Origin of the sequence: Fictibacillus sp. b24 (assembly GCF_030348825.1) — a bacterium.
Classification (GTDB): domain Bacteria; phylum Bacillota; class Bacilli; order Bacillales; family Fictibacillaceae; genus Fictibacillus.
In genome coordinates, this window is sequence record NZ_JAUCES010000005.1 from 2,735,082 (window position 1) to 2,747,448 (window position 12,367).

The 12,367-nt window shown below is 37.8% G+C and carries 14 protein-coding genes; 8 read left to right on the forward strand and 6 right to left on the reverse strand.

The window, feature by feature from the left end:
* Nucleotides 1–150 precede the first annotated feature (150 nt).
* The 8 genes from QUF49_RS14215 to QUF49_RS14250 all read left to right on the forward strand — a co-directional run bounded on the left by QUF49_RS14215 (nucleotide 151) and on the right by QUF49_RS14250 (nucleotide 6,513).
* Complete coding sequence (locus QUF49_RS14215) at nucleotides 151–642, forward strand: DUF2975 domain-containing protein (protein ID WP_289496286.1); 492 nt, start codon at nucleotides 151–153, stop codon at nucleotides 640–642.
* A gap of 10 nt (nucleotides 643–652) precedes the next feature.
* Entirely contained in the window at nucleotides 653–874 is a 222-nt protein-coding gene (locus tag QUF49_RS14220; RefSeq protein ID WP_289496287.1) for a helix-turn-helix domain-containing protein, read from the forward strand.
* A 272-nt stretch (nucleotides 875–1,146) separates the two neighbouring features.
* Complete coding sequence (locus QUF49_RS14225; RefSeq protein WP_289496288.1) at nucleotides 1,147–1,272, forward strand: hypothetical protein; 126 nt, start codon at nucleotides 1,147–1,149, stop codon at nucleotides 1,270–1,272.
* A 7-nt stretch (nucleotides 1,273–1,279) separates the two neighbouring features.
* The gene (locus QUF49_RS14230; protein ID WP_289496289.1) at nucleotides 1,280–2,818 is read left to right on the forward strand and encodes a spore germination protein; all 1,539 of its coding nucleotides are present in this window, start codon (nucleotides 1,280–1,282) and stop codon (nucleotides 2,816–2,818) included.
* Between the two features lie 42 nt (nucleotides 2,819–2,860).
* Nucleotides 2,861–3,952: a GerAB/ArcD/ProY family transporter gene (locus tag QUF49_RS14235; RefSeq protein ID WP_425590470.1), complete on the forward strand. Its 1,092-nt coding sequence runs from the start codon at nucleotides 2,861–2,863 to the stop codon at nucleotides 3,950–3,952.
* Nucleotides 3,949–5,097: a Ger(x)C family spore germination protein gene (locus QUF49_RS14240; protein ID WP_289496291.1), complete on the forward strand. Its 1,149-nt coding sequence runs from the start codon at nucleotides 3,949–3,951 to the stop codon at nucleotides 5,095–5,097. The genes QUF49_RS14235 and QUF49_RS14240 overlap by 4 nt, the downstream gene beginning before the upstream one ends.
* A 573-nt stretch (nucleotides 5,098–5,670) precedes the next feature.
* Entirely contained in the window at nucleotides 5,671–5,820 is a 150-nt protein-coding gene (locus tag QUF49_RS14245) for a hypothetical protein (RefSeq protein ID WP_289496292.1), read from the forward strand.
* Complete coding sequence (locus QUF49_RS14250; RefSeq protein WP_289496293.1) at nucleotides 5,821–6,513, forward strand: mechanosensitive ion channel family protein; 693 nt, start codon at nucleotides 5,821–5,823, stop codon at nucleotides 6,511–6,513. It begins immediately after the preceding gene.
* 367 nt (nucleotides 6,514–6,880) lie between these two features.
* Here QUF49_RS14250 and QUF49_RS14255 read toward each other — a convergent pair whose 3' ends face one another.
* The 6 genes from QUF49_RS14255 to QUF49_RS14280 form a co-directional block, all read right to left on the reverse strand.
* The gene (locus QUF49_RS14255) at nucleotides 6,881–7,420 is read right to left on the reverse strand and encodes an AAA family ATPase (protein ID WP_289496295.1); all 540 of its coding nucleotides are present in this window, start codon (nucleotides 7,418–7,420) and stop codon (nucleotides 6,881–6,883) included.
* 169 nt (nucleotides 7,421–7,589) lie between these two features.
* Nucleotides 7,590–8,465 carry an aldo/keto reductase gene (locus tag QUF49_RS14260; protein WP_289496297.1) on the reverse strand — a complete coding sequence of 292 codons (876 nt, stop codon included), beginning with the start codon at nucleotides 8,463–8,465 and terminating at the stop codon, nucleotides 7,590–7,592.
* A gap of 264 nt (nucleotides 8,466–8,729) precedes the next feature.
* Nucleotides 8,730–9,476 carry a GNAT family N-acetyltransferase gene (locus QUF49_RS14265; protein ID WP_289496298.1) on the reverse strand — a complete coding sequence of 249 codons (747 nt, stop codon included), beginning with the start codon at nucleotides 9,474–9,476 and terminating at the stop codon, nucleotides 8,730–8,732.
* 144 nt (nucleotides 9,477–9,620) lie between these two features.
* Nucleotides 9,621–10,709: an ATP-binding protein gene (locus tag QUF49_RS14270; protein ID WP_289496299.1), complete on the reverse strand. Its 1,089-nt coding sequence runs from the start codon at nucleotides 10,707–10,709 to the stop codon at nucleotides 9,621–9,623.
* Nucleotides 10,710–11,038: 329 nt separating this feature from the next.
* On the reverse strand, nucleotides 11,039–11,554 hold the full coding sequence (locus tag QUF49_RS14275; RefSeq protein ID WP_289496301.1) for an SRPBCC domain-containing protein: 516 nt from the start codon (nucleotides 11,552–11,554) through the stop codon (nucleotides 11,039–11,041).
* A gap of 177 nt (nucleotides 11,555–11,731) precedes the next feature.
* Nucleotides 11,732–12,280 (reverse strand): SMI1/KNR4 family protein, encoded by a 549-nt coding sequence (locus QUF49_RS14280; protein WP_289496302.1) that lies wholly within the window; start codon nucleotides 12,278–12,280, stop codon nucleotides 11,732–11,734.
* Nucleotides 12,281–12,367 lie beyond the last annotated feature (87 nt).

Below are 12,367 nucleotides of genomic sequence, written 5' to 3' on the forward strand. Positions count from 1 at the left end.
AGCGTTATAAAAAAAACCAAAAAATATATGCTATTCTTCCTATAAAAAAAACCTCAAATCTGACTGACGATAAAAAATAAAAATTTATTGTAATTCAATAAATAATTATTTATAATCAAATAAAATAATGAAAATAGCGAGGTGCTTTTTATGAAAAATGGTTCAACATTCTTCTTGAAGATATCTGTTTTTCTTTTAGGAATTCCCGTTCTGGGTTTGTGTTTATTTTTGTTACCCCAACTAGCTATTAAAGCAACGGAAGAAGCACAAAAGGGATCAGAGTTGGCATATGTAGTTTTCGGCATCTTATTTGTTGTCTATGCGTCGACAATTCCTTTTTACTTCGCTCTCTATCAGGCTTTTAAGCTTTTACAGTATATTGACAAGAATAAGGCGTTCTCTGACTTATCCGTTAGAGCTTTAAAGAAAATAAAAAACTGTGCGCTCACAATCAGCGGTCTTTATGTTGTTGCCTTACCATTGGTTTTTATCGTTGCAGAGTGGGATGATGCACCAGGTCTCGTATTAGTTGGTATGGCCTTTATTGGGGCATCCATTGTTATAGCAGTATTCGCTGCCGTTCTCCAAAGGCTTTTAAAAGAAGCAATTGATCTAAAATCTGAAAATGATCTAACGGTCTGAGGTGACGGATATGGCTATTATTATTAACATTGATGTGATGTTGGCTAAAAGAAAAATGAGTGTAACAGAACTCTCAGAAAGGGTCGGAATAACAATGGCTAACCTTTCTATATTGAAAAACGGAAAGGCAAAAGCCATTCGACTTACCACTTTAGACGCCATTTGTAAGGCTCTAGACTGTCAACCAGGAGATCTTTTGGAGTATAAACCTGACGAAGAAGACGTACTTTAGTGAAACACATATTGTAACCCTAATAATGGATACTTATAAAAAGTCTCTTATTCGGGTTATTTTTTAAGTACAAAAAAGCACTTTTCCATCGTGAAGAGTGCTGATTTTTGTTCCTTCTCTTGGTTATTCAAACTTCAATATAATGCTAATTGATAATCAAAGTTTGACAAAAGTTTTTAGGGATTTTAAATCCTTTCATCTGGTTATTTCTCCTATAGGTTGGGGATTATAAGTTGGTAATCACCCTTGAATGTTACAGGAGGAAGGCATTTATGCTAACAAAATTTCTTCATTTTCTTCCTGATTGGATCGTATATGTACAAAGCTTGGTTTGTTTCATCGTGCCAATCGGCATTGCAAAGTTTTTTAAATGGATTAATTCGCTAGAGAAAGTGTGAGAGCATCATGAGAAGAAAATCATCTAAGTATTCTGACCAAGAAAGAGAACGAGAGAATGGTGAACACTCAAACACCTCCACTTTTACAGGAGACTACGCCGTTGATCTTCATCGGATTCAGAGTGAGATCGGACAAAATAGTGACGTACATATCCGAGAGTTTAAGATAGAAACACTGCATGCTAGGGCTGCTCTCATCTTTATTGATGGCTTAGCAGATACAGATTTGATCAACAATAATATTCTCCGCAGTTTAATGTCTGTCGATGAACAAGACTATAAAAGTCGTGATATCGCAGCTTCTGCCAGAGAAAGATTGAGCTCTCATATGCTATTGGTAGGAAAAATTAACGAGACTTCTCATATACAAAGCTTCAACGCTTCAATTCTGTCTGGATCTGCTGGGTTACTTGTAGAAGGAACATCAATTGGTTTTGTTCTTGATGTTGCAAAAGCGAAGACGAGGAATATAGAAGAACCCCAATCAGAAGCATTAGTTCGAGGACCAAGAGTTGGATTTGTTGAGCAGTTATCAGATAATACGGCCTTGTTAAGAAACCTGTCCAAAACAGAGGACCTCACGATCAATACATTTACAGTGGGCACAAAATGCAAAAAGAGTTTAGCTGTTGTCTATATGAGGGACATCGTAGATCCACAGCTTCTAGAAGAGGTTAAACAGCGAATTGATTCAATTACAATGGATGACTTGCCTGAGTCTGGGTATGTGGAGCAGTTAATTGAAGATAATCAATTCAGTCCGTTTCCACAGATTCAAAATACCGAACGTCCTGATCGTGTTATGGGAGCGATTCTTGAAGGCCGGGTTGGCATCTTATTGGATGGTACTCCGTTTGCGCTTATTCTGCCCGTTACTTTCAATATGCTTCTGCAGTCACCCGAAGATTATTACGAGCGATGGATTTCCGGAACGCTCATTCGAATGCTGCGTTATTTAGCTGCTTTTATCGCGTTGTTCGGACCTTCCCTCTATATTGCGTTTAGCTCGTTTCATCAAGGATTGATTCCGACCAAGCTTGCGATTTCCATTGCTGCAAGTCGAGAAGGCGTTCCTTTTCCTCCCTTGATCGAAGCGATGATCATGGAGGTCTCGATCGAAATTTTACGTGAAGCTGGGCTACGTCTTCCAAAGCCTGTCGGACAATCCCTCGGAATCGTTGGAGGGTTGATTGTCGGTGAAGCTGCAGTGCAGGCTGGTATCGTCAGTCCCATCATGGTTATCGTGGTTGCAGTAACCGCCATCTCTTCTTTTACCTTGCCGCATTATAGCATAGGCATCACGATTCGTTTTCTCAGATTCGTCGTCATGTTGTTCTCTGCCGTATTTGGTCTTTATGGCATTGTGCTGTTTGTCCTGTTATTATGCACGCACCTCGTTAAACTCAAGAGCTTTAACGTCCCTTATTTAAGCCCTGCGGTTCCCTATCAGTTAAGCGATTTAAAGGATCTTTTAATTCGTGCGCCACTCTCTATGATGAAACGGCGCCCCAAACTGATGCATACGCAAGAGAGCAAAAGGAAATAATCAATGTGATTATCTAGCAAGGAGTAATAAGGAGTGATCTCTATGACGAAACAAAAATTCGATCAGATTACTACTCCACAAACGGTCGTAATCATTAGTAATTTTATTTTAGGGATAGGCATATTGACGCTGCCAAGAACGGTAACCGAAAAAGTCAAAACTCCTGACGGCTGGATCACGATCATATTGGGTGGAATTATTGCTCTTCTTGTTGCTATCATCATGGTCAAACTGGCTGAACGTTTTCCGGGAAGAAGCATTTTTCAATATAGCAACGAAATTACAGGGAAATTAATCGGCTCGATCATCAGTCTATGCATCATCGTCTATTATCTCACGCTCGCAAGTTTCGAACTGAGAGCAATGTCAGAAACCACCCGTCTCTTTTTATTACAAGGGACACCCACCTGGGCGATTATTCTCCCCTTTATTTGGATTGGACTTTATCTGATCACCGGCGGCATCAATCCGATTGCGAGAATGTTTGAAATCATTTTTCCCGTCACCATCCTTTTCTTTCTCGTTGTGATGTTTTTAGGGTTAAAAGTATTTGAAATTGACAACCTGCGTCCTGTGATGGGAATGGGCGTTATACCTGTTATGAAGGGGTTAACCACCACTTCTTTATCATTTGTCGGTTTTGAAATCATTTTAATCATCTATATGTATATGAAAAAACCTGCACGTGCTTTAAAAGCAACGATCATCGGATTAAGCATCTCACTCGTTTTCTATTGTGTCACCTTTGTTATGGTGATCGGTGCACTGTCCATTGATGGTGCAGTCACTCAAACATGGCCTGTATTAACGTTTATCAGAAGTTTCGAGTTACAAGGGTTATTTGTAGAACGGTTTGATTCCCTACTTCTCGTCATTTGGATCATGCAGCTGTTTACCACGTTTTCCGTTTGCTATTATGCGGCAGCTCTCGGCTTGTCTCACCTTTTGAATAAGAAAATCGATCTTTTTATATACGGCCTTGCACCTATGATCTATATCGTATCCATGATGCCAAGAAACATTAACGAGATGTTTGCACTCGGCTCGATGATTGGCAATTTTACGCTTTACTTTTTCAGTAGTGTTCCCATCCTCTTGTTGCTCATCTCACTTCTGCGAGGGAAAAAAACATGAACAAACTACGGAAGAAATATATATGCCTCGCGATCATCTTAAGTATAAACCTTATCGTACTGACCAGCTGTTGGAGCTACACACCCATTGAGGATGTAAATTTTGTAGCAGGAGCTGCATTGGATGCAGAAAAGGGCGGGAATCTTTCCTCCACGCTTCAGTATGTTGTTCCTCATGAAAAAGGCGGTGGTCAAACATCAGGTTTATCCGGACATAAACAGTATATCAACGTAAAAGAAACAGGTGATTCATTGGAACCCATCGGCTGGGAAACAACGCTTAAAAGGGAAGGAATCATCTTTGGTGCTCACGAAAAAATTGTCGTGATCGGCAAAAAGCTAGCGAGTCAGGCAGACATGGAACAGCTCATTGATTTGTATTACCGGGATATCGATATTCGAGGAAGTACCCTCGTTTTTGTTGCAAACGGACGCGCAGGAAAAATATTAGAATCTAACGAACCCGATGTCGTTCCTTCATATCGGATCTATGATATCGCTAATCAGCAATCAACGACCAGAATGTTGAAACCGACCTCCTTGATCCAGATGTTAAGCAAAATGGAGTCAGATTCAAGTTTTGCCGTGCAAATGCTCACCACTGAAAAAGGGGAAATAACATTCGATGGCGCAGCAGTCTTTAAAGGAACAAACAAAAAACTAATTGGTACAATGAACAAAAAAGAGATTGAAGGCCTAAACCTTATAACTGGCGACAGCAAGAGCGGTTCCATTCGCTCTGACAGGGCAAAACCAGTCTATTTTCAGCTTCAAAAGATAAACTCAAAGATTACACCACATATAAATGGTGACAACATCACCTTTCACATTAACGTTTCAATTGATGGACGTATCGCAGAGGACTGGAAAAAATCAATTGATCTGTTTGAAGATACAAATGTGAGAAAGGTTGAAAAAGAAATTCAAAAAGAAGCCGAAACGATGGTTCAACAAACAGTGACTAAAATGAAGGATGACCTTGGCGTTGATGTTGCAGGTTTCGGCAATGCGTTAAGAATACAGCGCCCGAGAGACTGGCACCGTATGAAGAAGGACTGGGATGAACGGTTTAAAACCGCATCCATTACGTCAAAGGTCAGTATTCATGTTACCGATTATGGCATGATCGGGAAAAGAAAAAAATAAGTTCCATATTATTTAGGAAACTTCAAAGAAAAGATGGAAAGCTGACCTTAATGGTTGGCTTTCCTTTTTTAAAGAGCTTTTTTATAAGGTTGCTTGTGCTGAGAGTGGATGGCAATTGGCAGCTTATCTCAAGCCTTAATGCTTCCAGAAGCTTCATTTTAATTTATCGAGTCTTTCTGCAAATGACTAAGTTTCTTTTACAAAAAACACCTGATGATGTAAAGAAGGTCCTTGATATGGGGATGCTTGAAAGCGTAGCGATGACTTGGAACAAGCTTGAAGATATGAAGTAAAAGTTTGCTTGACTTCCATTAGTAAATTGGCAAAATTAGCAAACAAGCAGCCTCCCAATTGGGTAAAGCTGCTTGTTTATTTCTCCATTAAAATAAAACAGCATGATTTAAGCTTTTTTATCGCAAACATAAGCTTCAAGATATAAGAACATGGGAACAATGAGTGTAGCAATCTAGATTGAATAACCCATTGACCTTTTTCTATTTATCTTTTAAAATCCTTTCAGCAGCATGATTTGCGATAGTACTTAACAAGGCAGTAAAATATGGAGTTGATTGCATGTTTAACTTGGAGATTTTTCAGCAGTTACCTGTAAAAATTTTAACAGTGGCAGTGCTGATTATATTAACAGCTTATTTTATTCGTAAATCCATACAGCTTTTCTTTGAGAAGACCAGTTTCTTGGATGAAAATCGGGAAGAAACCTAGATGCATTTTTCGAACCAAGTCCTTAAAGGGCTGGGACTGGTGTTTTTCTTAATTTATGTCCTTAGCCATTTCTTTGACCTTACAAGGCTTGTTACGGGATCAGTCGTTGTGGCCGGTGCCTTGGCAATAATTTTTCAACATATTATCCGTGATTATATTATGGGACTTGCCTACCTCTTTGAACGCCAGATTCATCTTGGAGATTATGTCATCATTAATGGCAATAGACAAGGAAAGATTGAGGAGATCAGCATGCGTCACCTGCAGATTCGTCAGTATGACGGATATGTTTATACGGTCTCGTACGGCAATATAACAGAACTTCAGAACGGGAACCGAGGTATGCGACGCGTGAACGAAAGCCTAATTCTCAACTATAGACAAAATCCGGACGAAGCTTTTAAGGTGATGGAAGAAGTAGCAAGAACATGCAATGAGAAATACGATGAATTTCTTTTAAAAGATTTTCACGGTGCTCCCGTTGAAGGTTTTAAATTCAACCAAATTACTGAATTAAATGTAGATTACAGAGGGCACCGATACTCCCTTTCAGGTCTAGTGAAGGAAGCACATTTTGTAGACGCCAGCAAAAAAGTAAGATATGAGCTGGCGATGGCAGCGTATATGAACAACTTGATGATGGCAGAAAGCGGAGAATTGGAGAACAAGAAGAGTTTTGATCCTCAGGGTTAATACTGGATATGTAAAGAAAAAACTGCACCTCCAATTGTTAATGGTGTCTAACAATTGGGGTGCAGTTCAAAAATTTGGTCGTTTTTTAATGTCATTTACATATCCGATTATATTGCCATTTCACCTGCTAAAAGACTTACGAATTATAATTTTCTCCTCCAAAAGAGAACCCGTTACCAATAAACGTAACGTTTTTTCTTCTGGAGTACAAAAGTGAATTAACATAGTAAGTCGCATATTAATAAGCAATAGAAAAAACACTGCAAATTGCAGTGCTTTTAACTTTTTATATTAAATTTAATTAGACTGAGTTTTCTTCCGCAATCGCACCCGATTGCTGAAGATATAACCCCACTTAATTAGGCAACTAGCAATTTTCTTTATTCACAGTCCTTCTTATTTCAGCATAGAGTTCATCAAGTGGTTGCGAGCCGTTGAGCTTTAATACAGGACTCTTTGATATTGTCATTTGATAGGATTGTTCTCCATATGTACCTGCCATCATCTTATCTTCTTCTGACCAATAAGTTTTACACCATTCTAAAAAGTCATTTGTATACTCATCATTTTCATCTAGCCACATTTGACTATTTCGTTCGATTTCTCTGTTCCTTAATCGTTTCATACGGACTTCTTCATCAAGTGAAAGAAAAACTAAAAGGTCACGGTTACTAAAACCTTCTGGACACCACATAAAAACGGAACCAGACGCTATATAACTATCGTTAGAAAACATATCTCTTTGGTACATCTCAATCCGTTTCTCAATTGGATTATTTTCTAAAAAAGATTCATCTTTCCAAAGATAATTATCGGTATCTATCCACTTGATATTTTCCTTTTCACTGATATATTTTGCTAAAGTGCTTTTGCCAGTTCCTGATCCACCAATTATATGGATTTTCATAAATATCCCCTCTCATACGGTAGTTCTAATTATCTCTCTGTATCAATTGATCTGTTCTCCTTGGGCTTTATTAACCGTTTATTCAACAATCCTGCTACGTTTGCTTAATAAATTCATTAAAAAGTGCGTTAATCTTTCTTGGATCAACGCACCTGATTTTGAACACCTCTCATTGTGTTTTATTCACTAGATGATATTTATTTTGTGGGAATATAAGCTCAATCTGCTCAAGGTCATCTTTATCTAACTTCAAGCTTAAAGCCTTCAAATTATCTTCAATATGTTCCTTATTTACAGCCTTTGGAATAGTAACTAGTTGTTCTTCCTTTAAAACCCAATGCAACGCTACTTGATACACTGATGCATTATATTTATTAGCTATTATATTAAGTACATCTCGCTCCTTTGTCCCTACCTCTGGAAATCCATCCATACCAAATATTTTTGGTGCATAACCAAATGGAGAATACCCCATAACAGTTATGTTATTTTCCTTACAATAAGGCAAAATATCATTCTCAATCCGCCTATCATTTAAGTGATAGGCTACTTGGTTACAAACAAGTGGGATACTACCTAAACATTGTTGGGCTTCTTTCATTAAATCAGGTGTGAAATTACTTACACCGACGTACTTTATTAATCCTAATTTAACTAACTCCACCATTGCTCCCATCGTCTCGGAAATTTCATACTGTTCGCTTGGCCAGTGCTGTAAATATAAATCTATTTGGTTCGTTTTTAAACGTTTTAAACTTGCTTCTGCAGCTCTTAAAACACCATTAAAGGAACAATTTTTTGCAGATACTTTTGTAACAAGAAATACTTCTTTTCTTACATCCTGTATTGCTTGACCAACAATTTTCTCCGCTCCCCCATTTCCATATTCTTCAGCAGTATCAATTAGTTTAAGGCCATTGGTTAAACCGAAACGAAGTGCTTCAATTTCTTGTTTTTCGTTTAACTTACTCTCACCAAACTTCCAAGTCCCTTGCCCTATAGCAGGAATTCGTTCCATTGTGTTACCGAGTCTACGATATAACATAATTCCCCCCTGAAATTATCTCCTCTTGCAGCTTTCTAAGCATTTTACTATTTTTGTGGAATAAACAGCTTAGCAGTTTTTAATGAAGATTGATGAATAAGATATTATTAAACTAGTAGTAATATGTATTAGTCCCTTTTAAATTAACTTCACTTAATAGTCTAGCCTACCTATCTAAATTTGACATTTAATAAATCAAAACAATTCGCTTCTTGAAGAACTGCACCCGATAGTGGAATAAACTCATTACAGGAACCCTGCCCCTTACTTCAGTAAAGAGAGATTCGAAAACTTAATTGCTAAGGTACAAGCTAGTTCCTTATATCCTAAAGAATGGGCAATCGCTACCGACGATGTATTAGACTTTAGTGTTTGATAATGCATTATTGCACCAGTTGTTAATCCTTTACTTGTTAAAGCAGATACAACTGCCTTAGCATGTCCATTACCACGATAATCGGGGTGACTAATAATACCGACGCTTAGAAAGCCTGACCTTTCTACACTCCAGGAACCTGCTGCGACGATCTTTTCATCATAGAATCGTGCGATAATCGGCTGTCTATGATCTTCTATATTGCTATGTTCCCACTCAGTCTCAGAGCAAGATTTACGCAAATCTTGAAGTAAAACAAGTGATTTTTCGGTCACAAGTTCAACAACTTCAGGAGATTTCAGTTCAATGAATGAACCACAATCAACATATCCTTGAAATGCTGGTCCAATGACTTGGTAATTATCTGAATTAAGTGACCTAGCAAGCAGTTTCACATCAAATGCTTCGTCTGGACGACATCCACTTACCGCTATATTTATCTGTGGGACATACTTAGGAGGTGCTGATATGACACATGTTGAACCATTATAAAAGCAGTAAATACCATGATATCCTTCCAACTTCCCAGAGTGTTGACGAACGATTAATTTTGGAGTTTTCATATCTGAAATATCACACTCAAGACGCTCTGCCCAATTTCTATATACATGATCTCTAGTTGTTTCTTGAACCACTAAATAACACCTCCGTTATCCCCAATCAAACTTCTACAAGAAGGCTGACGACTTTCTCTTATTCAACAATCCTGCTACGTTTGTTGAATAGGGCTAGCGCATTTACTCATGAGCTGCCGATATCCTTGAGTTCTCTGTTTATCCTTATTTGACAGATGGCAGATTGATCGTAAAACATGTTCCTTTCTTCAGTTCGCTCTCAATTTTAATCTGTCCGCCTATCTGCTTTACGATTTGGTGGCAAACGGTTAAGCCAAGGCCCGTTCCTTTTTCCTTTGTTGAATAATACGGGCTGCCTAATTTTTTGATTTGGTTTGCGGTCATGCCTACACCGTTATCTTTAATTTGAATGGATATGAAGCCATCAGCATGTTTTGCAGCCGAAATCCAAATCTCCCCTTCGCTTTTAATTGCTTCAACTGCATTTTTTATCACGTTAATTAACACTTGCTGAATCTCCAGTTTAAGACCTTGGATCTCAAGAGATGGCTCAACTTGCTGGGTGATATGTATGCTGTTTAAAATGGCATATGAACGCATGACGTCAATGGATTGTTGAATGACAGACGATAAATCTATCACTTCATATTGCTCCGTTTGCGGTTTTGAGAGCGCTAAATATTGATTGATGATTTCCTGTGCCCGATCTAACTCATCAATTGAAATTCTTATGTACAATTGCTGTTCTTCTGTTAAATTTTCCTTTTGCATTAATTGCATAAACCCTCGAACAGATGTCATTGGATTTCGGATTTCGTGGGCAACTGAAGCAGCAAGCTGGCTGACAACATTCATCTTTTCCGTTCGAATCAGTTCTTGTCTCATTTTTATTTGCTCATTCATGTTTTCAATTAAATAGATGATGGTAATAAGCGTTGCTAAAACAATAAGAGATGAGCTTAATTCAAAGATTGTTTGCCTATCATCTCCTTTTAACTGAAGAGAGATCCCTCTTGTGATCGGAATCATCAAATAAAACAAGCTGATCACGATGACTTTGCCTCTTATTCGATAACGATGAAACAAGCTGGTTATTGGTAGTAACAGAAGACAGAATATCGTATAATTTCCGATTAAGACCAACAGCCTCTGGTCTGTAAAGTAACCAGTAATAAGCAATGCCAACAGTGCTGCAAACCCTACTCGTTTTCCTCCGTATAAAAAGGATAGAATGATCGCTACCGCTTTGAAGTCATACTTATAGATTTCGTGATATAGAACAGGCTGGCTCATTGTGAAAATCAATATAATAATCATGAAAAGAAAAAACTTTGAAGAGATCTTCTTCCTTTTCTCTTCAGTCTCCTTAAAGAACACTTGATAAAACAGGATTGTAAATAGAATAAAAACCACGTGCAAGCACATGCTTTGAATAGACTCCCACATACCGTTCCCTACTTCCTAGATATACCTCGCTAATTTGATTTTCGACAAATTTGAAGAATATCCTTGTCTGCACAACAAAATTCTAGGTCATTCTATCTATTTCTAAGCTGGGTAGGGTGTCTGTTAAATAAAAAAAGTACGCGTATAAATTCGCGTACTACTAGTCTAGAAATTTATTATTTTTTATTTCTAAGTAGCTCTTCCAGTCGATCCCATGTTTCTGTAATTCCTTGAATCGCGCCCATATCCAATACTGTTTTGAGCCCTTCAGCAGAAGCATATTCACAACGATTTACTAGTTTTGTCTTACCATCCATTTCTACAAATTCAGCCGTTACACTTGTAGCGGGCATGATGTCATTCGTTTTGCCATCTTCATCTGAGAAATAATCGACATAGACTATTTTTTCTGGTTCAACAATTTCCTTGTAAAAGGCTTTCCCCCAAGATTCCATTCCATAAAATTCACCTTGGTTTTGATCCACACACTTCATACAATAATGATAAACACCACCTGGCTTGAATTCCATGTTGCAAACCGGCAGCTCCCAGCCTCTAGGACCCCACCATTGTTTGAGGTATTCAGGTTCTTTAAACATCTTAAAAACCTTATCACGCGGTGCGTTAAATACTCTTTCAAGAACGAGAACTCGATCATTTTCTACCTTGGACATCATTGTGTTATTGGACATGGGTATCCTCCTAGAAAAAAAGTATAATATCAGCTTATTAACCCTATTCACTAGACTAATGATAATTCCTGCTCTCTGTTTGAAGTCAGTTGTAAACAAAATGAGTATATTTTCTAAATGAGGTATATTATTAATGCTGAAATGTTTTGTTTGATAGAAAAGCTATTTACCGTCTTTTTACTTAAAGTCAAACCATATATTATGTTCAAGATTAAACTTCCCTGCGTTCATACACTCTTTTAAAAAGTCTTCCATGTTGTCAAAAGATTTCTCTTTCTTTCCACGTCTGTTCACTTGAAGAATCTGATCATCTTTATTAATCACAAAAAAACATTCCCACGCAAGGGAATCAGCAAATATGAACCAGTCTTCAGGATTTCTTTTTCTTGCATACATCTGCTGCATGGACTCAATAGGGAATGGCTGGTACCCTTCCTCTTCTATACTCATTCCTCGATAACTTTCAACGTATCCAGCAATCCTTACAAGGTCAAACAAATAGCATCCATTGAAATGAGTTAAAAATGTTCTATATGCATTTAGAGCAGGTCTGTCAAACTTCTTCATTAATTGATCGATTTTCTCACTTGATAATGGTGGCTGCAAATGCGTATGCCACCTTTCCTCTTCTTCTATGAGACCGAAAAGAATCGTACCTGTTCTTAATTTCTTTTTATTATTTTGGTAAAAAGAATCTAATAGATTGGGTATATCTTTGTAAATCATTAAGGACTCATCTCCTTTTACTCTTAATCCCAAGTTTCCTCTTTTTCAAAATAACCTCTCTAGTTGTTAATAGGTATTGAAGGTGTT